Source organism: Cupriavidus necator A5-1 (assembly GCF_000744095.1).
In the GTDB taxonomy this organism is placed as follows: domain Bacteria; phylum Pseudomonadota; class Gammaproteobacteria; order Burkholderiales; family Burkholderiaceae; genus Cupriavidus; species Cupriavidus necator_A.
Window position 1 is genome coordinate 4,003,138 of the sequence record NZ_JQLI01000008.1, and the last position, 24,737, is coordinate 4,027,874.

General features: G+C 66.3%; 22 protein-coding genes and 1 pseudogene. 6 read left to right on the forward strand and 17 right to left on the reverse strand.

The features are described from left to right. Window positions 1-3: 3 nt before the first annotated feature. From K307_RS42615 to K307_RS42665, 10 genes are all read right to left on the reverse strand, one after another. Window positions 4-1,410, reverse strand: coding sequence for a formimidoylglutamate deiminase (locus K307_RS42615; protein WP_042887047.1), 1,407 nt, complete (start codon window positions 1,408-1,410; stop codon window positions 4-6). Beyond that, window positions 1,407-2,663 (reverse strand): imidazolonepropionase, encoded by a 1,257-nt coding sequence (gene hutI / locus K307_RS42620; protein ID WP_042887048.1) that lies wholly within the window; start codon window positions 2,661-2,663, stop codon window positions 1,407-1,409. The genes K307_RS42615 and hutI overlap by 4 nt, the downstream gene beginning before the upstream one ends. Continuing rightward, entirely contained in the window at window positions 2,660-3,262 is a 603-nt protein-coding gene (locus K307_RS42625) for a HutD family protein (RefSeq protein ID WP_042887049.1), read from the reverse strand. The genes hutI and K307_RS42625 overlap by 4 nt, the downstream gene beginning before the upstream one ends. Continuing rightward, window positions 3,259-4,959, reverse strand: coding sequence for a urocanate hydratase (gene hutU / locus K307_RS42630; protein WP_042887050.1), 1,701 nt, complete (start codon window positions 4,957-4,959; stop codon window positions 3,259-3,261). Before hutU ends, K307_RS42625 begins: the two co-directional genes overlap by 4 nt. A 143-nt stretch (window positions 4,960-5,102) precedes the next feature. Then, window positions 5,103-6,677, reverse strand: a complete 1,575-nt coding sequence (gene hutH, locus K307_RS42635; RefSeq protein WP_042887051.1) for a histidine ammonia-lyase — start codon at window positions 6,675-6,677, stop codon at window positions 5,103-5,105. A 62-nt stretch (window positions 6,678-6,739) separates the two neighbouring features. Beyond that, complete coding sequence (hutC, locus tag K307_RS42640; protein WP_022536445.1) at window positions 6,740-7,498, reverse strand: histidine utilization repressor; 759 nt, start codon at window positions 7,496-7,498, stop codon at window positions 6,740-6,742. Between the two features lie 6 nt (window positions 7,499-7,504). Beyond that, a complete protein-coding gene (locus tag K307_RS42645; RefSeq protein WP_042887053.1) occupies window positions 7,505-8,284 on the reverse strand; it encodes an ABC transporter ATP-binding protein in 780 nt (259 codons plus the stop codon). After that, window positions 8,281-9,150, reverse strand: coding sequence for an ABC transporter permease (locus tag K307_RS42650; protein ID WP_042887054.1), 870 nt, complete (start codon window positions 9,148-9,150; stop codon window positions 8,281-8,283). Before K307_RS42650 ends, K307_RS42645 begins: the two co-directional genes overlap by 4 nt. 27 nt (window positions 9,151-9,177) lie before the next feature. Further along, entirely contained in the window at window positions 9,178-10,119 is a 942-nt protein-coding gene (locus tag K307_RS42655; protein WP_042887055.1) for an ABC transporter substrate-binding protein, read from the reverse strand. A gap of 363 nt (window positions 10,120-10,482) precedes the next feature. After that, window positions 10,483-11,481 carry an NAD-dependent epimerase/dehydratase family protein gene (locus K307_RS42665; protein ID WP_042887057.1) on the reverse strand — a complete coding sequence of 333 codons (999 nt, stop codon included), beginning with the start codon at window positions 11,479-11,481 and terminating at the stop codon, window positions 10,483-10,485. A gap of 9 nt (window positions 11,482-11,490) precedes the next feature. Here K307_RS42665 and K307_RS42670 point away from each other — a divergent pair, with 9 nt between their 5' ends. Then, window positions 11,491-12,555, forward strand: a complete 1,065-nt coding sequence (locus K307_RS42670; RefSeq protein ID WP_042887058.1) for a CDP-6-deoxy-delta-3,4-glucoseen reductase — start codon at window positions 11,491-11,493, stop codon at window positions 12,553-12,555. A 315-nt stretch (window positions 12,556-12,870) separates the two neighbouring features. Beyond that, window positions 12,871-14,058: an acetylornithine transaminase gene (locus tag K307_RS42675; protein WP_042887059.1), complete on the forward strand. Its 1,188-nt coding sequence runs from the start codon at window positions 12,871-12,873 to the stop codon at window positions 14,056-14,058. Window positions 14,059-14,298: 240 nt separating this feature from the next. On the opposite strand, the gene K307_RS42680 is transcribed toward K307_RS42675, so the two are convergent. The 7 genes from K307_RS42680 to K307_RS42710 all read right to left on the reverse strand — a co-directional run bounded on the left by K307_RS42680 (window position 14,299) and on the right by K307_RS42710 (window position 21,403). Continuing rightward, window positions 14,299-15,015, reverse strand: a complete 717-nt coding sequence (locus K307_RS42680; RefSeq protein WP_042887060.1) for an ABC transporter ATP-binding protein — start codon at window positions 15,013-15,015, stop codon at window positions 14,299-14,301. Between the two features lie 14 nt (window positions 15,016-15,029). Continuing rightward, complete coding sequence (locus K307_RS42685) at window positions 15,030-15,806, reverse strand: ABC transporter ATP-binding protein (protein WP_042887062.1); 777 nt, start codon at window positions 15,804-15,806, stop codon at window positions 15,030-15,032. Window positions 15,807-15,821: 15 nt separating this feature from the next. Beyond that, window positions 15,822-16,979: an ABC transporter permease subunit gene (locus tag K307_RS42690; protein WP_042887063.1), complete on the reverse strand. Its 1,158-nt coding sequence runs from the start codon at window positions 16,977-16,979 to the stop codon at window positions 15,822-15,824. 13 nt (window positions 16,980-16,992) lie between these two features. Continuing rightward, window positions 16,993-17,928 (reverse strand): branched-chain amino acid ABC transporter permease, encoded by a 936-nt coding sequence (locus K307_RS42695; protein WP_042887064.1) that lies wholly within the window; start codon window positions 17,926-17,928, stop codon window positions 16,993-16,995. A gap of 215 nt (window positions 17,929-18,143) precedes the next feature. Further along, window positions 18,144-19,346 (reverse strand): branched-chain amino acid ABC transporter substrate-binding protein, encoded by a 1,203-nt coding sequence (locus K307_RS42700; RefSeq protein ID WP_042887065.1) that lies wholly within the window; start codon window positions 19,344-19,346, stop codon window positions 18,144-18,146. A gap of 562 nt (window positions 19,347-19,908) precedes the next feature. Continuing rightward, window positions 19,909-20,874, reverse strand: coding sequence for a 4-hydroxy-3-methylbut-2-enyl diphosphate reductase (gene ispH / locus K307_RS42705; protein ID WP_042887066.1), 966 nt, complete (start codon window positions 20,872-20,874; stop codon window positions 19,909-19,911). Between the two features lie 40 nt (window positions 20,875-20,914). Then, window positions 20,915-21,403, reverse strand: a complete 489-nt coding sequence (locus K307_RS42710) for an FKBP-type peptidyl-prolyl cis-trans isomerase (protein WP_042887068.1) — start codon at window positions 21,401-21,403, stop codon at window positions 20,915-20,917. Between the two features lie 200 nt (window positions 21,404-21,603). Here K307_RS42710 and radC point away from each other — a divergent pair. From radC to nadB, 4 genes and pseudogenes are all read left to right on the forward strand, one after another. Beyond that, window positions 21,604-22,293, forward strand: a pseudogene (gene radC, locus K307_RS42715) (RadC family protein). 179 nt (window positions 22,294-22,472) lie between these two features. Further along, a complete protein-coding gene (rpmB, locus tag K307_RS42720) occupies window positions 22,473-22,706 on the forward strand; it encodes a 50S ribosomal protein L28 (protein WP_006575661.1) in 234 nt (77 codons plus the stop codon). 13 nt (window positions 22,707-22,719) lie between these two features. Next, on the forward strand, window positions 22,720-22,890 hold the full coding sequence (gene rpmG / locus K307_RS42725) for a 50S ribosomal protein L33 (protein ID WP_010814980.1): 171 nt from the start codon (window positions 22,720-22,722) through the stop codon (window positions 22,888-22,890). Between the two features lie 210 nt (window positions 22,891-23,100). Further along, a complete protein-coding gene (gene nadB / locus K307_RS42730; protein ID WP_042887069.1) occupies window positions 23,101-24,693 on the forward strand; it encodes an L-aspartate oxidase in 1,593 nt (530 codons plus the stop codon). Window positions 24,694-24,737 lie beyond the last annotated feature (44 nt).

Here is a 24,737-nt window from a genome sequence, read left to right on the forward strand (position 1 = left end):
GTTTCAGTCGGCCATCAGGCTGGCGCGGGCCGCGATGAAGAGCCGGCCCGTATCGGCCTGCAGCGGATGCGCGCCATGCTGCACGCGGCTGCGGCCGGCGGTGCGGACATCCGCTAGTGTCTCATGACCGTGGTTGGCGAACACATGGTTGGCGAGCGCCTGCGCGCCGTCGAGCCCGGCCAGCGCGGGATGCGCGCCGTCCAGCACGACGAAATCCGCCTGCTGGCCCGTTGCCAGTCCGCTTACGGCGCGGCCGCTGGCGCGTGCGCCGCCGGCCACGGCTTCCAGATACAAGCGGTCGGCCACCTGCGCATGGGTGTCGGATGCCAGCACGTTGCGCCGCTGCAGTCCCAGCCGCTGGCCGTACTCGAACAGGCGCAGTTCCTCGGCCACGCTGACGCTCGCGTGACTGTCGGAGCCGATGCCCCATGCACCGTGCTGCGCGAGGTAAGGCGCGGCCTCGAACACGCCGTCGCCCAGGTTGGCCTCGGTGGTCGGGCAGATGCCGGCCACTGCGCCGCTGTGCGCGAGGCGCCGGCGTTCGTCCCAGTCCATATGGGTCGCATGCACCAGGCACCAGCGCGCGTCGACCTCGACATGGTCGAACAGCCAGGTGACCGGGCGCGTGCCAGACCACGCGATGCAATCGTCGACTTCGCGCTGCTGCTCGGCGATGTGGATATGGAGGGGGGCCTGCGGGTCGATGGCCTTCAGGCCCGCCAGCGCATGCGCCAGGCTGTCTTCCGGTACCGCGCGCAGCGAATGCGGTGCCAGCCCGATTCGGGCGCCGGACTGCGCGCATACGGGCGCGAGGCGCTCCAGCAGGCGCAGCATCGCGTCGGTGTCGTGCAGGAAGCGGCGCTGCTCCACCAGCGGTGGCTTGCCCCCAAAGCCAGCGGTCTGGTACAGCACCGGCAGCAGCGTCATGCCGATGCCGGTGCGCTGCGCCGCGCGCAGCAGCCGCAGCGACATCTCGGCGGCGTCGGCATAGGGCTTGCCGTCGGCATCGTGATGCACGTAGTGGAACTCGCACACGCTGGTGTAGCCGGCGCGCAGCATCTCGATATAAAGCTGCGTGGCGATCGCTTCCAGAGTGTCTGGCGACAAACGTTGCGCAAAGCGGTACATCAGCGTGCGCCAGCTCCAGAACGAGTCGGCGCCGGCCGGGTCGTCGCCCTGCGGACGGCTGCGGTATTCAGTGAGTCCGGCAAAGCCGCGCTGGAAGGCGTGCGAATGCAGGTTGGGCATGCCGGGCAGCACCGGGCCGACGGCGCGCGGCACCTCGGCCGCAGGCGAGGCGTCGGGCTGCACGGTGGTGAAGCGGCCCTGGTCATCCCATGCGAGCAGCACATCGCGCGCCCAGCCGGACGGCAGCAGCGCATGGGGTGCGAGGAGTTGCGTAGCGCTCATGCCGATGCGCCTCCGTGTGCGTGATAGACGCGGCCCTGCCGCACCACCGTGGCCACCGGGTTGCGGCCGAACCAGTAGGCCAGTTCGGCGGGCGAATCGATGCTCCACAACGCGAAGTCGGCAACGCGCCCTGCTTCGAGCTTGCCGTGCCGGTCGGCGGCGCCCAGCGCGCGTGCCGCGTGCGCGGTCACGCCGGCGAGCGCTTCGGGCACGGTCAGCCGGAACAGCGTGCAAGCCATATTCATCATCAGCAGCAGCGACGTCACCGGCGACGTGCCCGGGTTGTGGTCGGTCGAGATCGCCATCGGCACGCCATACTGGCGCAGCAGCGCGATCGGCGGCAGGTTGGTGTCGCGCAGGAAGTAGTAGGCGCCGGGCAGCAGCACCGCGACCGTGCCGGCTTCAGCCATCGCCGCAACGCCGGCTTCATCGAGATGCTCGAGATGATCGGCGGACAAGGCGCGATGGCGCGCGGCCAGTGCGGCACCGCCGAGGTTGCTCAGTTGCTCGGCATGCAGCTTGACGCGCAGCCCGTGGCGTGCGGCGGCATCGAAGACGCGTTCGGTCTGGGCGATCGAGAAGCCGATCGACTCGCAGAAGGCATCCACCGCGTCGACCAACCCCTCTTCTGCCAGTGCCGGCAGCATGGTGTTGCAGACCAGGTCGATGTAGTCGTCGGCACGGCCCGCATACTCGGGCGGCAATGCATGCGCGCCGAGGAACGTGGTGTGGACAGAGACACCGAACTGCTCGCCCAGCCGCCGCGCCACGCGCAACTGCTTGCGCTCGGCTTCGACGCTCAGGCCGTAGCCCGACTTGATCTCGAGCGCGGTCACGCCCTCGTCCAGAAGCGGCTGCAGGCGCGCGGCGGCCTGTGCGAACAGCGTGTCTTCGTCGGCGGCGCGGGTGGCGCGCACGGTGGAAACGATGCCGCCGCCTGCGCGCGCGATTTCTTCGTAGCCGGCGCCGGCAAGGCGCATCGCGAATTCATCGGCGCGCTGGCCGCCGTAGACCAGGTGGGTATGGCAGTCGACCAGGCCAGGCGTAATCCAGGCCCCGTTGGCGTCATGACGCGGCAAGCCGCGGTATGCATCCGGCATCTCGGCGGCAACGCCCAGCCACGCAATACGCCCCTGCTCGACAACCAGCGCGGCATCGCGGATCGCCTGCGCGGGATCGGCATCCGGCAGCAGGTGGCAGTTGTGCCAGACGCCGTCTGCGCTGGGGGCAGACGATACAGAGTTCAGCGTCATTGGCCCGGCTCCGTTTCAAGGGTGACGCAAAGACACAGCGCGCCATCACCCACAGCTTCAAGCGATTGCTGCGACGGGGTCCCGGCGGCGACAAACAGCGCCCCTTCGCCCGCCTGCAGCGACACACTGGCGTCCTGCGCCTGCCAGGCGCCGCTGACGGCAAACAGGCAGACCGTATGGTCGCCAGTGCTGACCGCAAACCGCTGGCGGAAAGCATCGACACGCGCGCGGCAGCGGCCGCGACGCGTCATCACATTGAAGTCGCGCGTCGCGCCATCGAGCAGCGCTGCCTGCAGGCCGGTGTCGCCGGAGAAAGCAAACGGCTCGCCCGGCTGCACGAGCCGATGGCTGAAGCTGCCGTCATCGGCGGCAAGCGTCACGCCGGCGCCTTCGAGCAACACGATCTGGCGGTCGATTCCGGGGAAGGGCGAGAACGGCCCATCCGCTTCGATATCGGCCACGCTCAGCCGCCACACGAAGTCATCCATGCCGGCGCCGGCCGGCCACACCGCGATCTCGCGCGTGTTGCCGCCGCCGTTCTTCCAACGCGTTGGGGCGAGCTCATCCAGCGCAAAGCGCTGTGGCAGGGTCGCGCTCATACGCCCTTCACCATCGGCAGGTTGAGGCCCTTCTCGTGCGCGCATTCGATGGCAAGGTCATAGCCCGCGTCCGCATGGCGCATCACGCCGGTGGCCGGGTCGTTCCACAGCACGCGTTCGATGCGCTTGGCAGCGGCGTCGGTGCCGTCGCACACGATCACAACGCCCGCGTGCTGCGAGAAGCCCATGCCCACGCCACCACCGTGGTGCAGGCTAACCCACGTCGCACCACCAGCAGTGTTGAGCAGTGCGTTGAGCAGCGGCCAGTCCGAAACCGCATCCGAGCCGTCGCGCATCGCTTCGGTCTCGCGGTTGGGCGAAGCCACCGAGCCGCAGTCCAGGTGGTCGCGGCCGATCACCACCGGCGCCTTCAGCTCACCGGACTTCACCATCTCGTTGAAGGCCAGCCCGGCGCGGTGGCGCTCGTCCAGCCCCACCCAGCAGATGCGCGCCGGCAGGCCCTGGAAGGCGATGCGGTCATACGCCATGTCGAGCCAGCGGTGCAGGTGCTTGTCCTCGGGGAACAGCTCCTTCATCTTGGCGTCGGTCTTGTAGATATCCTCCGGGTCGCCCGACAGCGCCACCCAGCGGAACGGGCCCTTGCCGCGGCAGAACAGCGGGCGGATATAGGCCGGCACGAAGCCCGGGAAATCGAAGGCGTTCTTCACACCTTCGTCGAACGCGACCTGGCGGATATTGTTGCCGTAGTCGACCGTCGGCACGCCCATCTTCTGGAAGTCGAGCATGGCCTGCACGTGCTTGACGATCGACGGGCGCGCTGCGGCTTCCACCGACTTGGGATCCTGCTTGCGCGCGTGCTCCCACTGCTCGACGGTCCAGCCTTCCGGCAGGTAGCCGTTGACCAGGTCGTGCGCCGACGTCTGGTCGGTGACGATATCCGGGCGCATGCCGCCGGCCTGCGCGCGCTTGACCAGCTCCGGCACGATCTCCGCGGCGTTGCCGAGCAGGCCGACCGAGATCGCTTCCTTCTTCTGCGTGGCCTCGGCGATCATCGCCAGGGCTTCATCGAGCGTGGTGGCCTTCTTGTCGACGTAGCGCGTGCGCAGGCGGAAGTCGATGCGCGACTCCTGGCACTCGATCGCCAGCACGCAGGCGCCGGCGAGCACACCCGCCAGCGGCTGAGCGCCGCCCATGCCGCCCAGGCCTGCGGTCAGGATCCACTTGCCCGACAGATCGCCGTTGTAGTGCTGGCGGCCGGCCTCGACGAAGGTCTCATAGGTGCCCTGAACGATGCCCTGCGTGCCAATGTAGATCCACGAGCCGGCGGTCATTTGCCCGTACATCATCAGGCCGGCACGGTCGAGTTCGTTGAACTTGTCCCAGTTGGCCCAGTGTGGCACCAGGTTGGAGTTGGCGATCAGCACGCGCGGTGCGTCGGCATGCGTGCGGAACACGCCGACCGGCTTGCCCGACTGCACCAGCAGCGACTCGTCCTCGCCCAGGCGGCGCAGGCTGTCCAGGATCGCGTCGAAGCATTCCCAGTTGCGCGCAGCCTTGCCGATGCCGCCGTACACCACCAGGTCCTGCGGGCGCTCGGCCACGTCGGGATCGAGGTTGTTCTGGATCATGCGGTAGGCGGCTTCGATCAGCCAGTTCTTGCAGTGCAGCTGGCTGCCGCGTGGGGCGCGGATCTCGCGCTGGCCGCGCTGGATGAATTGGGTTTCGTTGGCGTTCATGTGTTGTTCTCCTTCGATGGCGCTTGTGGCGCGATCAATTCGGTGTGGTGGGGCTTTGGATGCAGTCCCATTCGGACACGCCCGCCCTCTCCCCCGCCCCTCTCCCGCAGGCGGGAGAGGGGCCGGGGGAGAGGGCCGGCGCATCAATTTGCGTTAGTCGGCAAAATTGCCCTCACCGCAGCGGGCCAGCCCGCGCCGGCATCGCCCTGCACCACCCACTGCTTCATCGCTTCAATATCCGGCGCCAGATAACGGTCGCCTTCGACAAAATCCACCCGCGCACGAATGCGCGCCAGTTCCTGCTCCACCAGCGGCGACGACTTCAGCGGACGATGGAACTCGATTCCCTGTGCGGCCGCCATCGCTTCAATGCCAACCACCACCGCCGTATTGGCCGCCATCTCGCCCAGCCGGCGTGCACCGTAAGTGGCCATCGACACATGGTCTTCCTGGTTCGCCGAAGTCGGCAGGCTGTCGACGCTGGACGGATGCGCCAGCGACTTGTTCTCGGAAGCCAGCGCGGCAGCGGTCACCTGCGCGATCATGAAGCCCGAGTTCAGCCCGCCCTCGCGCACCAGGAACGGCGGCAGGCCCGACAGCCCGGTATCGAGCAGCAGCGCCAGCCGGCGCTCGGAAATCGCGCCGATCTCGGCGATCGCCAGCGCGATGATGTCGGCGGCAAAGGCCACCGGCTCGGCGTGGAAATTGCCGCCGGAAACCACATCGCCCTGCTCAGGGAACACCAGCGGGTTATCCGACGCGGCATTGGCCTCGATCTGCAGAATGCGCGCGGCGTGCTGCAGGTTGTCCAGGCACGCACCCATCACCTGCGGCTGGCAGCGGATCGAGTACGGGTCCTGCACGCGGCCGCAGGCCTTGTGCGAATCGACGATCTCGCTGCCGTCGAGCATTGCGCGCACGGCGCCGGCCACGGCGATCTGGCCGGCCTGGCCGCGGGCTTCATGGATGCGCGCATCGAACGGCTTGACCGAGCCCTTGATCGCCTCCAGCGACAGCGCACCCGCCACCAGCCCGGCGGCGAAGGCGTCTTCGGCGCCGAACAGGCCGGCCAGCGCCAGCGCGGTCGACACCTGGGTGCCGTTGAGCAATGCCAGGCCTTCCTTCGGGCCAAGTTCAAATGCTTTCAGGCCGGCATGAGCCAGGCCTTCTGCGGCCGGCACGCGCTTGCCGTCGACCAGCACGTCACCCACGCCGATCAGCGTGCACGACATATGCGCCAGCGGCGCCAGGTCGCCGGAGGCGCCCACCGAGCCCTTGGCCGGGATGCACGGCGTCACGCCGTGGTTCACCAACGCCAGCAGCGCCTCGATCAGTTCCGGCCGCACGCCCGAGTGGCCGCGCGCCAGGCTGACCGCCTTGGTCGCCAGGATCAAGCGCACGGTGTCTTCGGCCAGATCCGGGCCCGTGCCCACGCTGTGCGACAGCACCAGGTTGCGCTGCAGCTGCGCCAGCTTGTCGTGCGGGATGCGGCTCTGCGCCAGCTTGCCGAAGCCGGTGTTGATGCCGTAGACCACGGCGTCGGCGTCGATGATGTCCTGCACCGTGGCCTGCGCGGCGCGCACGCCGGCCCAGGCCGACTCGGCCATCGCCAGGCGCACCTCGCCGCGATAGGTGCGGCGCAGGTCGGCCAGGGTCACATGGCCCGGCTGCAGGGTCAGCACGGGGCGGGTAGCTTGGTCTTGTTGGCTGGCGCTCATTTGTATGTTCCTGTCTATACAGCTTAGGTAAAAATTGAAGCGTTGGGCTGATTCTTGCGGAATCAGCCGAAAGCGGGATTGCCGTCGGCGCGGAAGCGGCTGCCGAGGCGGTAGCGGTTGCCCGGATGCAGGCAGCGCACAAAGGTCACCGGCACGCCGTTGGTCCAGGTGCGGCGCGTCAGCATCAGGCAAGGTTGCGTGGGCGGCATTTCCAGCTGCGCGGCCTGCTCAGGCGTGGCGGCAATGGCATCGACTACATGCTCTACCTGATCGTAGGGCACATGGCGCAACAGGTATTCGCCGGGCTGGGTCTGGCTGAAGTCCTGGCCGATAAAGTCCGGGGCCACGCGCGGGTTGACGTAGCGGTCTTCCAGCTGCACCGGCACGCCGTCCTCGCGATGCACGCAGACGGAGTGATACACCGATTCGCCGGTGCGCAGCTCCAGCGCGGCGGCCACCTCGATCGAGGCCGACACGCGCTCCACCAGGATCACGTCGCAGGCATAGTCATGCCCGCGCATGCGGATCTCGTCCTGCAGGTTGACCACGCTCAGCAGCGTGGACTGCGGCTTGTGCTCGGCGACAAAGGTGCCCACGCCGGCCACGCGCACCACCCGGCCCTGCTCCGACAGCTCGCGCAGCGCCCGGTTGACGGTCATGCGCGAGACGCCGAAGCGGTTCACCAGCTCCTGCTCCGACGGCACCCGGTCGCCCGGCTGCCACGCGCCGCTCTGGATCTGGCGGGCGATGTACTCCTTGACCTGCTGGTAGAGCGCGGTGGGAGACGAAGGAGCGGAAGTGGGGCCGACTGCGTGGTTCATGTTGTTTCAGTACTCGGCCGCGGCCATGGCCTCGGCGCGGATCTCCTCCGTCAGGCGCGCCTTGAGCGCGGAAAACTCGGGAGAGGTCTTGATCGTGTAATGGCGCGGATGCGGGAAATCGACCGCGATCTCGCTCTTGATCCGACCCGGCCTGGCGGAAAACACCGCCACCCGGTTGGCCATGAAGATGGCCTCGTCGATATCGTGGGTCACGAATAATACCGTCTTGCGCGAGGCTTCCCAGATGCCGAGCAGCAACTCCTGCATCAGCACGCGGGTCTGGTTGTCGAGCGCGCCGAAGGGCTCGTCGAGCAAAAGGATCTTGGGATCGTTGGCCAGCGCCCGCGCGATCGCGGTGCGCTGCTGCATGCCGCCAGAGAGCTGCTTCGGGTAGTGGTGCTCGAAGCCGCGCAGGCCGACGCGCTGCATGAAGAAGTCGCTGCGCTCCTTCTGCTCCGCCGCGCTCATGCCGCGCTCGCGCAGGCCGAAGCGCACGTTCTGCTCGATCGTCAGCCACGGGAACAGCGTGTACGACTGGAACACCATGCCGCGGTCGGCACCGGGTGCGGACACCGGCTGGCCGTCCAGCAGCACGCGGCCGCTGGTGGGCGTGTCGAGCCCCGCCACGATGCGCAGCAGCGTGGACTTGCCGCAGCCCGAAGGCCCGAGGATGGTGACGAAGTCGTTGTCGCGGACCTCGAAGTCGACCGGCTGCAGTGCCAGGGTCTGGCCGCCGCGCGGGTTGGCGAAGGTGCGCGAGACCTGCTGGATGGACAGTGCGCTCATTGGATCGAACTCCACGGGAACAGGCGCTGGTTGGCGCGCTTGAAGACAAGGTCGGAGACCAGCCCGATGCAGCCGATCACGATGATGCCGAAGATGATCTGCCCGGTATTGAGCAGCGCCTGGCTGTCGGTGATCATGTGGCCGATGCCGGACGACGAGCCGATCAGTTCGGCCACGATCACGTAGGTCCAGGCCCAGCCCAGCACCAGCCGCAGGATCTCGGCGATCTCGGGCGCCGCGCCCGGGATCAGCACGCGCCGCACGATGCCGGCGCTGTTGGCGCCCAGCGTATAGGCCGCCTCGACCAGGTCCTTGCGCGCGCCACCGACGGCCACCGCCACCATCAGCACGATCTGGAAGAACGAGCCGATAAAGATCACCAGCAGCTTCTGGGTTTCGCCGATGCCGGCCCACAGGATCAGCAGCGGGATAAAGGCCGACGCCGGCAGGTAGCGGCAGAACGACACAAAGGGCTCGAAGAACGCCTCGGCCGCCTTGTACGAGCCCATGAAGATGCCCAGCGGCACGGCCAGCACCGCGGCCAGCACGAAGCCGCCGACCACGCGCCAGACGGTCATGCCGATGTCGCCGATGAAGTTGTGCTCCGTGAAAAGGATAAAGCCCTCCTTGGCCATCGTCATCGGATCGGCCAGGAACGTGCGCGGCACAAAGCCGCCCAACGTGACCGCGGCCCAGATGCCGAAGAACAGCACAAAGAAAGACAGGCCGAGCATCCAGCGCGCGTTCGGCGCCACCGGGACCAGCGGGGCCAGCCACGGATGGCGCCGGCGCGCGGGCGCCTCGGCGGAGCCGCCGGCGGCCACCGCGGCCGCCGGGGCGGATGAACCAATTCGGGCTTGCGTCATGACGTCACGCCTCCTGGAAACTGCGGGTTACTTGAGGAAACGCGCGTCGTACAGCGTCGTCACGTCCGGCACCTGGCGGATCACGCCGATGTCGAGCAGCACCGCCGCCGCTTCCTTGCTGAAGCTGGCGAGCTCGCCGGAGAAGAACTTCTTGTTGGCCTCACGATCCTGCCAGCGCAGGTAGGCCGCCGACTTGGCGAACTGCTCGCCGGTCTGCTTGACCGCGGCGCCCATGATCTCGTTGGCCTTCTCCGGCTCCTTGCGGATCATCTCCAGCGCCTCGAAGTAGCTGTCGACCAGCGCCTGCGCGGCCTTGGGATTCTCTTTAAGCCACTTCGGCGCGCAGCCCAGCGTATCGGTCACCATCGGGTAGTCGAGCGTGGTCGCCAGGATCTTGCCCTTGTCCGGGTTCTGGCGCACCGTCGACAGGTACGGCTCATAGGTCATGGCGCCGTCGTTCTGGCCGGCCACGAAGGCCTGCGCGGCCGCCTGCGGCGACAGCGTGGTGGTCTTGACGTCCTTGAGCGTCATGCCGTTTTTCTTCAGCATCCAGGCCAGGCCGAAATACGGCGCGGTACCCGGTGCATCGACGCCGATGGTCTTGCCCTTCAGGTCGGCAAAGCTCTTGACGTCGGTGCGTACGGCCAGGCCGTCGGCGCCGTAGGACTTGTCGAGCTGCACAATCTGGGTGATGGGCACGCCGTTGGCGTTCCAGGCCACGTGGGTCTCGACCGTGGTGGCCGCGCACTGGATCGCGCCCGAGGCCAGCGCCAGGTGGCGATCCTTCTGCGGGATCATCTTGATGTCGACTTCCACGCCGTTCTTCTTGAAGATACCGGCCTTGTCGGCCAGCGTCAGCGGCGCGAAGCCGGTCCAGCCGCTCATGCCGAGCGTGACCTTGGTGGTCTGGGCATGCGCGGTGCCGCCCGCGGCCACCACCGCGAACAGCATCGCGGCCCCAACTGCCATCCGACCGCGGGTCCTGCTGTGAATGCGGCTCTGAATCCTCATCTGTACGCTCCTTTGGTGTGTCCGTCGACGGCAGGCCATGCATGCGGCCGCGCTCGCTTTCGGGCATTAAACAATGCCTGTATATACAAGTCAACGTAGTACTTCCACCGAGTCAGCGGATGCAAAACCGCCTTGAAAGGCGCTTATCTCCGGGGCTTCGTCAATTACGGGAGCACCACGCCGGTTCAGATGGACCGCCACCGGCACCAGGCCGGGGCGATCCACGTATTGCTGTATAGACAGGGGCAGGGTGACGCAAGTGGACAGCAAGCCCCGTGCCAGCAGGAAGACCTGCCAGCGGGGGCGCAGCCTTGAGCGCAGTCAGGCGTCGAAGAAGGAAGCGACGGTCGGGTAGCGCAGCCGCAGGCGCAGCTCGCGTTTCAGGCGGCGGTTGTCGAGCCGGCGCGACTCGCTCATAAAGCTGAGCAGCGTCGGCTCGATCACTTCGCGCGCCTGTCCGCGCGTGATGCGGGGCGGGCGCGGCAGGCCACGGCGGTCGGCAACGAGGTCGAAGTAGTCGGCCATGCGCAGCTCGGTATCGTCGCTCGCGTGGACCACGCGCTGCGGGCGGCCGCGGAACAGCGCGGCGACCATGGTGCGCGCCAAGTCGTCGGCGTGGATATGGCTGGTGTAGACGTCGTCCTGCGGTACCAGCGCCGGCGTGCCGCGCCTAAGCCGCGCCACCGGCAGGCGGTCCTCGGCATAAATGCCAGGGATGCGTACGATGCTGGCGCGCCAGCCGGCGTCGCGGCCAAAGGCGCGAACTGCCGCTTCGGCGGCCACGCGGCGCCGCGCGCGGGCGGTCTGGGGCCGTACGGCGTGGAATTCCGACACCCGCGCACCCTGGCGATCGCCATAGACGCCGGAGGTGCTGGCGTACACAAACGCAACGCGAGGCGGGGCCCGGTCGGGTAGAATGGCGGGCTCGCCGGCAAGCGTGCCCGCAGGTTTCCTGGCCCGGCGCCAGGCCGCGCGGCGCAAGGCGGCGAGCAGTGCACGCGTGCGCGGATCGCCCTCGCCCTGCCCGGGCGGCGGCGCCAGGTCCAGCACCTGCGTGGCCAGCCCGCGCAGCCGCGCGAGCGTAGCGGGCCGGTCCAGGTCCGCCACCAGCGGCACCGCGCCGGCGGCGCGCAGTTCGGCGCGTCGCGCCGGCTGCGAGGTCACGGCAAACACGCGCATGCGCGACGACAGGATTCGCAGGCAGCGCGTCCCCACATCCCCGCAGCCAACGATCAACAGGCGCGGACGGCCCAGCCGGCGGCTAGGTACAGGGAGAACTGGGAGGCGCGAGGGCTGCAGCATCGACTGAATTTGGCTCATAGACCGATTATGGCTTATCAAGTAACCGTCATGCCCAGTGGCCACAAGTTCGAAGTGGCCGCGGACGAAACCATCCTCGGCGCGGCCCTGCGCCACAGCATCGGGCTGCCCTACGGCTGCAAGAACGGCGCCTGCGGCTCGTGCAAGGGCCGCGTGCTCGAAGGCACCATCGTCCAGGGCGACCACGCCCCGTCCGCGCTGACCGCGCAGGAAAGGACCGAGGGCCGCGCCCTGTTCTGCTGCGCCAACGCGGCCTCGGACATCACCATCGAATGCCGCGAAGTCCACGGCGCCGGCGACATCCCGATCAAGAAGGTGCCGTGCCGCGTGACCACGCTGGAGCGCCTGGCGGACGACGTAATCTCGATCCGCCTGCAGCTGCCGGCGACCGAGCGCATGCAGTACCTGGCCGGCCAGTATGTGGAATTCCTGCTGCGCGACGGCAAGCGCCGCAGCTACTCGATCGCCACGCCGCCGCATGAAGACGGCCCGATCGAACTGCATATCCGCCATATGCCCGGCGGCGCCTTCACCGACTACGTGTTCGGTGCCAGGGAAGGCCAGCCGGCGATGAAGGAGCGCGACATCCTGCGCTTCGAAGGCCCGCTCGGCAGCTTCTTCCTGCGCGAGGAATCGAACGCACCGATCATCCTGCTGGCCTCCGGCACCGGCTTCGCGCCGATCAAGGCGATCGTCGAGCATATGGCCTACACCGGCATCGAGCGCCCGATGACGCTGTACTGGGGCGGCCGCCGGCCCAAGGACCTGTACATGCACGCGCTGTGCGAGCAGTGGGCGCGCGACCTGCCCAACTTCAAGTACGTGCCGGTGGTGTCCGACGCGCTGCCGGAAGACAACTGGCAGGGCCGCGCCGGCTTTGTCCACCAGGCCGTGATCGCCGACCACCCGGACCTGTCGGGCCATGAGGTCTACGCCTGCGGCGCGCCGGTAATGATCAACGCCGCGCGCACCGACTTCACCCGCCAGTGCAAGCTGCACGAGGACGCGTTCTTCGCCGACTCGTTCACCTCCGAGGCCGATATGCACCCGACCGGCTCGGCCCCGGCGGCCTGAACGGCCAGCCGCCCTGCCCGCTGCCCGTTCCCTCAGCGCAACAATGCCCGGGTCTGCCAAAATTCGTTTTGACACCCGGGCGCATGCGCCTTATATTTGGCCGCATGAGCACGACCTTCAACCGACGCCGCAGCTTCCATACGTCGCTCCCCAATGGGGTGCCACGCGGCTGACCGTCGACTGCGTCTGTTCAGGTCAACGAGCCACGGGCAACCCCCGTGGCTTTTTGTTTTGGTTTGCCCGTTTGTTTCCCCGGTTTGTTTCGTCTTTCCCGCCCTCCCGTCCATCGTTTAAAGCCGACCCCTGGAGTCCGCCATGGCATTTGCTGAGTTTCCCGTCCAATCCCTGATGTACATCACCAACCGGCCCGAGCTCGTCTTCACCGAGGGCAAGGGTTCCTGGCTGACGGATCACAACGGCAAGCGATACCTGGACTTCGTGCAGGGCTGGGCGGTGAATTGCCTGGGCCATTCCAACCAGGGCATGATCGACGCACTGGTGGCCCAGTCGCACAAGCTGATCAACCCGAGCCCGGCCTTCTACAACGAGCCGATGCTCAAGCTCGCCAGGCAGCTGACCGACAACAGCGTGTTCGACAAGGTTTTCTTCGCCAACAGCGGCGCCGAGGCCAACGAAGGCGCGATCAAGCTGGCGCGCAAATGGGGCCGCAAGCACAAGAACGGCGCCTTCGAGATCATCACCATGGATCACAGCTTCCATGGCCGCACGCTCGCCACCATGAGCGCGTCGGGCAAGGCCGGCTGGGACACCATCTTCGCGCCGCAGGTGCCGGGCTTCTTCAAGGCCGACCTCAACGACCTGGCGTCGGTGGAGAAGCTGATCACCGACAAGACGGTGGCGATCATGCTCGAGCCGGTGCAGGGCGAAGGCGGCGTGCTCCCCGCCACGCGCGAGTTCATGCAGGGCCTGCGCGCACTGGCCGACAAGCACAAGCTGCTGTTGATCGTCGATGAAGTGCAGACCGGGTGCGGGCGCTGCGGCACCCTGTTCGCCTACGAGCTGGCGGGCGTGGAGCCGGACATCATGACGCTGGGCAAGGGCATCGGCGGCGGCGTGCCGCTGTCGGCGCTGCTGTGCAAGGCCGAGGTCGCCAGCTTCGAGGCCGGCGACCAGGGCGGCACCTACAACGGCAACCCGCTGATGACCGCAGTGGGCAGTGCCGTGATCGAGCAGCTGACCGCGCCGGGCTTCCTCGACGACGTCAAGGCCAAGGGCGAATACCTGAGGGAACAGCTGCTGGCGCTGTCGGCCGAGTTCGGCCTGGCCGGCGAACGCGGCGAAGGCCTGCTGCGCGCGCTGATGCTGGGCAAGGACATCGGCCCGCAACTGGTGGAAGAAGCCCGCGACATGGCGCCGCAAGGCCTGCTGCTGAACGCGCCGCGCGCCAACCTGCTGCGCTTCATGCCGGCACTGAACGTGACGCGTGAAGAAATCGACCAGATGATCGGCATGCTGCGCACGCTGCTGAAGAAGCTGGCCTGATCGCAAGTCGCAATGAAAAAAGCCTCGCGCAATGCGAGGCTTTTTTTGTTCCGGCAGTACAGGCATCGCACCCGCCGGGGAGGAGTGAGGGAGAGGGCCAGCGCAGCAGAAACCGCGAGCGTCTGGCCGAGGCAGGCATCCGCGGTACCCCGCGGCAAAGTGGCATCACCTTGCGCCTGCATGCGCCTGCCCTCTCCCTCACCCCTCTTCCGGCGGGGCGGGAGCCGGCAACGGCGCGGCTTACTCGCCGAGGTAGGCGGCCCGGACCTTCGGGTCGTCCAGCATCTGCTTCGCTTCGCCGCTCATGGTGATGAGGCCGGACTCCATCACGTAGCCGCGGTGCGCGGCCTGCAGCGCCAGGCGGGCGTTCTGCTCGACCAGCAGCACGGTCACGCCTTGCGCCGAGATGTCGCGCACCACTTCGAAGATCTTCTCGACCATGATCGGCGAGAGGCCCATCGACGGCTCGTCCAGCAGCAGCAGCCTAGGTTGGCTCATCAGCGCGCGCGCCATCGCCAGCATCTGCTGCTCGCCGCCGGACATGGTGCCGGCCAGCTGGTTGGCACGCTCCTTCAGGCGCGGGAAGATGCCGAACATGCGGTCGATGTCAGCCTTGATGCCGGCCTCGTCGTTGCGCGTGTAGGCGCCCATCTGCAGGTTCTCGGTGATGGTCATGCGGGCAAACACGCCCCGCCCTTCCGGCACCATTGCCATGCCATGCTTTAACAGCGCATAGCTGGGTACGCCCTTGATGGACTTGCCCAAGTACTCGACATCGCCGCCGCCCCAGCCCTGCAGGCCGGTGATGGCCTTCATGGTGGTGGTCTTGCCTGCGCCGTTGGCGCCGATCAGCGTGACCAGCTCGCCGTCCTTGATTTCGAGGTCGATGCCCTTGACCGCCTGGATGCCGCCATAAGCGACCTTCAGGCCCGAGATCTTCAATACTGTGTCTTTCATCTGCAGCTCCCCCGTCAGTGGGCCGTAGTGCCGAGGTAGGCCTCGATCACCGCCGGGTTGTTCTGGACATCATGCGGCAGGCCCTGCGCGATGACCTTGCCGTAGTCGAGCACGGTCATGCGATTGCAAAGGCCCATCACCAGCTTCACGTCGTGCTCGATCAGCAGGATGGTCTTGCCGTCGGAGCGGATCTTGTCGAGCAGACCGCGCAGCTCGACCTTCTCGGTGGCGTTCATGCCGGCCGCGGGCTCGTCCAGCGCCAGCAGCTTGGGCTCGGTAGCCAGCGCGCGGGCAATCTCGAGCCGGCGCTGGTGGCCATAGGAGAGATTGCGCGAAGTGAAGTTGGCGTACTTGCCGATGCCGACATAGTCGAGCAGGTCGTGCGCCATGTCCTCGATGGCCTCTTCTTCGCGCCGCACCGAGGGCGGGCGAAACACCGCGCCCAGCAGATTGGCCTTGGTGCGCACGTGGCGCCCCACCATCACGTTCTCCAGCGCGGTCATGTCGCCAAACAGGCGGATGTTCTGGAAGGTGCGGGCGATGCCGGCCTTGGCCACTTCATGCACCGCGGTGGGCTGGTATGGCTTGCTGTCCAGCACGAACTCGCCAGAGTCCGGTGTGTACAGGCCCGTGATCACATTAAAGAAGGTGGTCTTGCCGGCGCCATTCGGCCCGATCAGGCCGTAGATCTCGCCCGGCTTGATTTGCAGGCCCACTTCCGACAAGGCCTGCAGCCCGCCGAAACGCTTGTTGACCCCCTGTACCGACAGGAGGAAGTTCTCATTGCTCATTATTCGTCCTCCTGCTCAGAAACGGCCCACGCTGCCGGGACGGCGCACCACCGGCCGGTCTTCCTTGCGCGGCGACGGCCACAAGCCGGCCGGGCGGTACAGCATCACCCCCACCATGGCCAGGCCGAACAGCAACTGCCGCAGCACTTCGGCGTCGACCACTACATGACCGAAGATGCCATGCTGGACCGGCTCGGCCACCACGCGCAGCAGTTCCTGGAAGCCGACCAGCAGGATGCCGCCCAGGATCACGCCCGGGATATGGCCAATGCCGCCCAGCACCACGATCGCCAGTACGTAGATGGACTCCCACAGCGTGAACGACTCGGGCGAGACGAAACCCTGGAAAGCGCCGAACACGGCACCAGAGCAGCCACCGAAGGAGGCGCCCATGGCGAAGGCCAGCAGCTTGATGTTGCGGGTGTTGATGCCCATCGCCTTGGCGGCGATCTCATCTTCGCGAATCGCCACGAAGGCGCGGCCGATACGCGAGTTCTGCAGGCGCAGGCAGACGAACACGATGACGATCACCAGCGCGACCAGCAGGTAGTAGTACATGAACACCGGCGTGAACTTGAGCCCAAAGATCTCGTGCGTCTTGGAAAAGTCGAAGCCGAAGATATGAACCGGGTCGATCGCGGTGACGCCCTTCGGGCCGTTGGTGATGTTCACCGGTCGGTCCAGGTTGTTCATGAAGATACGGATGATCTCGCCGAAGCCCAGCGTCACGATGGCCAGGTAGTCGCCGCGCAACTTGAGCGTCGGTGCTCCAAGCAGCACGCCGAACGTGGCTGCCACCAGCAAAGCGATTGGCACCACAAACCACATGCTCACGTGCAGCCCGTGCGGGAACAGGGCGTGGATCGCCTCGAACTGGTTGGCCAGATGGGGCGAGCCCAGCAAGGCCATCAGATAGGCGCCCACCGCGTAGAACGCGATATAGCCCAGGTCGAGCAGGCCGGCAAAGCCCACCACGATGTTCAGGCCAAGCGCCAGCATGATGTACAGCATTGCAAAGTCGAGCACGCGCACCCAGTAATTGCCGCCCAGCGTCTGCACGATGAACGGCGCGCACATGGCGACCACCAGGAAGGAAAGCAGCGCGGCCAGGGTCTTGGCCGGTATTCTGGACGGTGCTGCAACCGCCGCCGTGGATGGAATCGGGGTATTCATGGATTCTCTCTCCTCAGGCGCGCTCGGCAACACGTTCGCCCATCAGGCCGGACGGACGGAACACCAGAACCGTGATCAGCACGATGAAGGCGAACACATCCTGGTAGTTGGAGCCAAAGATGCCGCCGGTGAGGTCGCCGATGTAGCCGGCGCCCAGTGCTTCGATCAGGCCAAGCAGCATGCCGCCGATCATGGCGCCGGCCAGATTGCCGATGCCGCCCAGCACTGCAGCGGTAAACGCCTTCAGTCCCGGGATGAAGCCCATGTAGAAGTGGGCGTTGCCGTAGTTGGTGGCCATCATCACGCCAGCCAGCGCGGCCATCGTGCCGCCGATCATGAAGGTGGCGGAGATCACAAAATTCGGGTTGACGCCCATCAGGCCGGCCACCTTCTGGTTCTCGGCGGTGGCGCGCATGGCGCGGCCGAGTTTGGTGCGGTTGACCAGCAGCAGCAGGCCTCCCATCACCAGCACTGCCATGGCGATGATCACGATCTCCTTGCCGGTGATGGTGGCACCGGTCGCGCCGATATCGATCGGTGCGGAAGGCAGCAGTTGCGGGAAGGTCAGCGGATTGCGCGACCAGATCATCATCCCCACCGTCTGCAGGATGATGGAAACGCCGATCGCGGTAATCAGCGGGGCCAGCCGCGGCGCATTGCGCAGCGGTCGGTAGGCGGCCCGCTCGATCGTGAACGAAAGCATGGCGCAGACCGGCATGGCGACCAGCGTGGCGATAACCAGCGTCAGCCATTCGGGCAGCCCCGGGGCAATTTTCTGTAGACCAAGGATGGCTGACAGGGCGGTCAGCGCGCCGATCATCAGTACGTCGCCATGGGCGAAGTTGATGATGCCGAGAATGCCATAGACCATGGTGTAGCCCAGTGCGATCAGCGCATAGATGCTGCCAATCACCAGGCCGTTCACGACCTGTTGGATAAAGATATCCATGAAAACTCCTGCTTCTGCCCCGACCGCTCGGCATGGTGTGGATGCCAGGGTGGGCGTTAGTGTGTATGAGTGGTGTGGTGGTGAGGTGATTGCTGGTAAGCGGCCTGCCGCGTTCCGCCCAGGGTAAGGGCGCTATTACATATGGCTAGGCTAAAAATAACGGCACCGCAAGGTACTCACGGTGCCGTCCATACACATGGGCCGGTAAGCCCGGATTACATCTTCACGACGTCAAGCACGGACTTCTTCTTGTCCTTGTACTCGTACAGCGTGATGGTGCCTTCCTTCATGTCGCCCTTCTCGTCGAAGGCGATGTTGCCGATCATGCCCTTGTAGTTGGTCTTGGGCATCTCGGCCAGGATGGCGGCCGGCTCAGCCGAGTTGGCGCGCTTCATGGCGTCGACGATGACCATCACCGCGTCATAGGTGAACGGTGCATAAATCTGCACTGGCGCATTGAAGCGAGCTTTATATTTCTTCTCGAAGTCGGCGCCCTGCTCCATCTTCGACAGCGCCAGGCCTGCCTCCGAGCAGATGATGTTGGAGACCGCGTCGCCGGCCAGCTCGGCCACCTTGTCCGTACAGACGCCGTCGCCGCCGACGATCTTGGCGCCAATGCCAAGTTCCTTGGCCTGCTTGGCGAACGGGCCGCCGGTGGCGTCCATGCCGCCGTACATGATGACGTCAGGCTTCTTGCCCTTGATCTTGGTCAGAATGGCCTTGAAGTCAGTCGCCTTGTCGTTGGTGGCTTCACGCGCCACCACGTTCACGCCGGCGGCCTTGGCGGTCTTCTCGAACTCGTCGGCCAGGCCCTTGCCGTAGGCGGTGGCGTCGTCGACGATGGCCACGCTCTTGGCGTGCAGGCTCTTGGTGGCGTAGTTGGCCAGCGCCGGACCCTGCTGGGCATCGGTAGCCACCACGCGGTAGGTGGTCTTGAAGCCCTGCTTGGTGTAGTCGGGGTTGGTTGCGGACGGCGAGATCTGGACGATGCCGGCATCGCTGTAGATCTTCGAGGCCGGGATCGAGGTGCCCGAGTTCAGGTGGCCGACCACCGCCACCACCTTGGCATCGACCAGCTTCTGCGCCACGGAGGTACCGGTCTTCGGATCGGCGGCGTCGTCTTCGCCGACCAGCTCCAGCTTGATCTTCTTGCCACCGAGCTCGAGGCCGGCCTTGTTGACGTCTTCCACGGCCAGGCGGGCGCCGTTTTCGTTGTCCTTGCCAAGGTGCGCAATGCCGCCGGTGAGCGGTGCCACGTGGCCGATCTTGACGACGACCTCGCCACCGCCTGCTGCGGGGGCGGCTGCCGCCGGCGCCGAGGAAGCGGCGTCAGCCGGCTTCTCTTCCTTCTTGCCGCAAGCTGCAACGAGCGCCACTGCGGCCGCGATCGGCAGAATCTTGGCAAACGTGATTTGCATGAGTGATCTCCTAGGATTCACATAAACAGGGATTGCAACGCCTCCCGGACGTTTCCCTGGACCGCCTTTGTTTAGTTTCAATTTGAAACGCGCGCATTGTATCCCCTTTCTTTCCAGATGCAATACGCGACGCAACAACTTGAACGATTTACCCGTCAAATGAGCTAGGGAATTTCCCCAATGCACAAATTGGGGCAATTCCCGCCCACACGCCGGGGCCGTCTCACATACTTACAAGAATCGTGCCTGCGCCGCCCGGAGGCGGGATTAAGCACCGAGGCCGCCACCTATAATGACGCTCAATTAATTAGGCGTTTCATTTCAATTCGGCTGCACCGATCTCTAATGTGCAGAATGTAGCGCCGCACCATAATAGGGAAAACCCCAGTTACGGGGATTACCCTGATTTGTCTGATTAGGGAAACACCCATGTATTGGTCGCACCAACTGCGTGCATTATGCGTGACATGACAATCGGCACGCGCAAAAACAAAGGGCGCCACATTGTGCGGCGCCCTTTGAAGGCAAGGCAGGAAATCGCGGGCGCGCGGCCCGCATCCGTTCAGGCAGCTGCGCTGGTGGGCAGCAGGCCGCGCGGCAGCGGGAAGGCCATGTTCTCCTGGATACCTTCCAGTGGGCGCACCTGGCGCGCCCCGAGTGCGCGCAGGCGCTCGACGATGGACTGGGCCAGCGCCTCCGGCGCCGAGGCCCCGGCGGTCAGGCCGATGCGGCGCTTGCCGGCGATCCATTCGGGCCGCACCTGCTCGGGCGCGTCCACCATGTACGCCGGCACGCCCAGGCGCTCGGCCAGCTCGCGCAAGCGGTTGGAGTTGGAGCTGTTGGGGCTGCCCACCACGATCACCACCTCGACCTGCGGCGCCATGAACTTGACCGCGTCCTGGCGGTTCTGCGTGGCATAGCAGATGTCCTGCTTCTTGGGCTCGCGGATCTGCGGGAAGCGCGCCTTGAGCGCGGCCACGATCTCGCGGGTCTCGTCCACCGACAGCGTGGTCTGGGTCACGAACGCCAGCCGCTCCGGGTCGGCGACCTGCAGCGTGGCGACGTCCGCCACCGACTCCACCAGCACCATGCCGCCATTGGCCTGGCCCATGGTGCCTTCCACTTCCGGGTGGCCGCGATGGCCGATCATCACGATCTCGCAGCCCTCGGCGCGCATCTTGCCGACTTCGACATGCACCTTGGTCACCAGCGGACAAGTGGCATCGAACACGTGCAGCCCGCGCGCGGCGGCGTCCTGGCGCACCTCGCGCGACACGCCGTGGGCGCTGAAGATGACGGTAGCGCCGGCGGGCACCTCGTCGAGTTCGCGCACGAACACCGCGCCCTTGCGGCGCAGGTCGGCCACCACATAGGCGTTGTGGACGATTTCGTGGCGCACGTAGATCGGCGCGCCGAAGCGATCGAGCGCCCGCTCGACGATCTCGATGGCGCGGTCGACGCCGGCGCAGAAGCCGCGCGGCTGTGCCATCAGGATTTCTACGTCGGGGGCGGTGGTCAGGTCAGGCATGCTGCGGTATCAGGACAGGTTCGGCACACGTGGGTCGCGATCAAAGCACGCCAATCAGCTGCACGTCGAACAGGATGGTCTGCCCGGCCAGCGGATGGTTGAAGTCGAACAGCGCCGCGGTGTCGCCGAACTCCTTCAGCACGCCTGCGTACTTGCCGCCGCCGGGCGCGTTGAATTCAACCAGGTCGCCGGGGTTGTAGTCCTCTTCAAAGGAGCTGTTCTCGCGCAGCGTGGCCAGCGACACCCACTGCAACAGGTCCGGGTTGCGCGGCCCGAAGGCCTGCTCCGGCGCCAGCCGGTAGGTCATGCGCTCGCCCTCGGGCATGCCCAGCAGGGCCTGCTCCAGCGTGGGCGCGAGCTGGCCCTGGCCGAGCAGCAGCGTGGCGGGCTTGTCCTCGAACGTGCTGACGATCTCGGTGCCGTTCTCGAGCGCGATGCTGTAGTGCAGGGTCAGGAATGAGTCGGCCTGGACAGTCTTGCGGCCAGCCGTGCCGCCGTCGGCTTCCGACGCGAAAGTTTGCAAATTCATGGGGGATCAACCGGTCAACAACCCGTATTGTATTCGACTGGCCCATCGACCGCCGCCTTGGGCCCGGCCGGACCCTTTCCGGACCCTTTCCGGACCCTTTCCGGACCCTTTCCGGACCCTTTCCGGACCCTTTCCGGACAGTTTCCCGGCCCTTCCGTACCGTTGCCACACTCTTTTACGGCGGGAATCCACCGGGAGGACTGCCCAAGGCTATTGCCAACTGGCCCGCCTGCGAGCGGCCGCGCGAGAAACTGCTTGAATGCGGCGCCGCCGCCCTTTCCGATGCCGAGCTGCTAGCCGTCTTCCTGCGCGTGGGCGCGGCCGGCAAGAGTGCCGTGGACCTCGCACGCGAGCTGATGCACCGCTTCGGCTCCCTGACCGCCCTGTTCGCGGCAGAGGCGCGCGCCCTGGCGGGGGTCAAGGGCATGGGCGCCGCCAAACATGCACAGCTTCAGGCCATCCCGGAACTGGCGCGGCGCGCACTGGCGGAGTCGCTGCGGCTGCCCACGGGCTTCAATTCACCCGCGGCGGTGCACAACTACCTGCGCCTGACGCTGGCGTCCCTGCCGCACGAAGTTTTCCTGTGCCTGTTCCTGGACCCGCAGAACCGCATGATCGCCAGCGAGGCAGCTGTTTCGCGGCACGCTGACGCGCACCGCCGTCTATCCGCGAGAGGTGGCGCGCCAGGCGCTGGTGCATAATGCCGCCGGCGTAATCGTGGCAACCACCCTTCCGGCACCGCCGCCCCCAGCCAGAGTGACGTCCGCCTGACCCACGAGCTGGCACGCACGCTGGACCTGATCGACGTACGGCTGCTTGACCATTTCATCGTCGCCGGGCAGGAAATCCGCTCCCTGGCCCAAAGCTGCGAGCGGCTGCCGGGCTTGTGATGCACACGGCACGGCGCAACACCTGATGAGGCAAAAGCACAGAAGGCATTGATTCGGCGGAGGAATCCGGTCTATAATGCCCGTTTTGCTGAAGTCTCAACCGCTGCAGTCCGGGCCCGCGCGCCTTTTGTTGATCTGTTGCGAACATTGTCCACGAATAGAAGATTTAGGAGTGCTTCATGGCACGCGTCTGTCAAGTGACCGGGAAAGCGCCGATGGTCGGCAACAACGTTTCCCACGCAAACAACAAGACCAAGCGCCGTTTTCTGCCCAACCTGCAGAATCGTCGTTTCTTCGTTGAATCCGAAAACCGCTGGGTGAGCCTGCGCGTCTCGAACGCCGGCCTGCGCCTGATCGACAAGAAAGGCATCGACTCCGTGCTCGCCGACCTGCGCGCACGCGGCGAAGTCTAATTAGGAGCACATCATGGCAAGCAAAGGCGGACGCGACAAGATCAAGCTGGAATCGACCGCAGGCACGGGTCATTTCTACACGACCACCAAGAACAAGCGCACCATGCCGGAAAAGATGGAGATCATGAAGTTCGATCCCGTCGCCCGCAAGCACGTCGCTTACAAGGAAACCAAGATCAAGTAATTGATCCGGGATCCCGCCAGAAAGCCCCGCCATGTCGCGGGGCTTTTTGTTGCCTGCGCGCCGCGCAGGCAAGCCCCGGCGCGGCACGCATGCCCACGGGGCGATAAGCGCCCACCCCCACGCGACGCGCTGATGCGTGGGATGGCGCTTCAGGTGTAGACTTTCCCGTTTCCTCCTTTTTGCCTGGCGCCCCCCAGCGCACTCCGCACCATGAATTTCGACGTCGCCATCGTCGGCAGCGGTCTGGCCGGCCTTACGGTCGCGCTGCAACTGGCCGACACCCACCGGGTGGTCATCCTCAGCAAGCGCGCCATGACCCAGGGCGCCAGCGATTGGGCGCAGGGCGGCATCGCCGCCGTGCTGGATTCCGGCGACAGCCATGACGAGCACACGCAGGACACGCTCGTCGCCGGCGCAGGCCTGTGCGACGAAGAGGCAACGCGCTTTATCGTGGAGCACGGGCGCGAGGCGATCCAGTGGCTGATCGACCGCGGCGTGCCGTTCACGCGCGACGACCGGGCCGAGCTCGGATTCCACCTGACGCGCGAAGGCGGCCACAGCCGCCGGCGCATCATCCACGCCGCGGATGCCACCGGCCACGCCGTGGTCAGCACGCTGCTGGAGCAGGCGACCCGGCACCCGAACATCACCTTCCTGGAAGACCACTTCGCGATCGACGTGATCACATCGCGCAAGCTGGGGCTGCCGGGCAACCGCTGCTACGGACTGTATGTGCTGGATGACAGGACCGGCGCGGTGCACACGATCACCGCCACGCATACCGTGCTGGCCGCGGGCGGCGCGGGCAAGGTCTACCTGTACACCACCAATCCGGACACGGCGACCGGCGACGGCATCGCCATGGCGTGGCGGGCCGGCTGCCGGGTGTCGAACATGGAGTTCATCCAGTTCCACCCGACCTGCCTGTACCACCCTTACGCCAAATCCTTCCTGATCTCCGAGGCAGTGCGCGGCGAAGGCGGCCTGCTCAAGCTGCCCGACGGCACGCGCTTCATGCCCGAGCACGATCCGCGCGCCGAACTGGCTCCACGCGACGTGGTGGCGCGCGCGATCGACTTCGAGATGAAGAAGCGCGGCCTGGACTGCGTGTACCTGGATATCACGCACCAGCCCGAGGCCTTCCTGAAGGACCACTTCCCGACCATCCACGCACGCTGCCTGGAGCTCGGCATCGACATCACGCGCGAGCCGATTCCCGTGGTGCCGGCCGCGCACTACACCTGCGGCGGCGTGGTCACCGACACCGCGGGCCGCACCGATGTCGGCAACCTGTACGCCGTGGGTGAGACCGCCTGCACCGGCCTGCACGGCGCCAACCGGCTGGCCTCCAACTCGCTACTGGAATGCATGGTGATCGGGCGCGCTGCCGCGGCCGACATCGCCTCCCAAGACAAGGCCGGCCGGCCGGATATCACGCTGCCCGCGTGGGATGAGAGCCGCGTCTCCGATGCCGACGAGGAAGTGGTGGTGTCGCACAACTGGGACGAGTTGCGCCGCATGATGTGGAACTACGTCGGCATCGTGCGCACCAGCAAGCGGCTGGAGCGCGCCCAGCACCGTATCGGCCTGCTGCGCGAGGAGATCGCCGAGTACTACGCCAACTTCCGCGTCACCAGCGACCTGCTGGAGCTACGCAACCTGGTCGAAGTTGCGTCGCTGATCGTGGACAGCGCCTATTCGCGCCATGAAAGCCGCGGCCTGCATTTCAGCCGGGATTATCCGGAGTCGCTACCGAAGGCGTTGCCGACGGTGATGCAGCCGCCGGCCGTACGCAAGCGGTAACGCCCGGCAGACAGCAAGAAAAAACGGGGTGGTGCCTTTTGGCC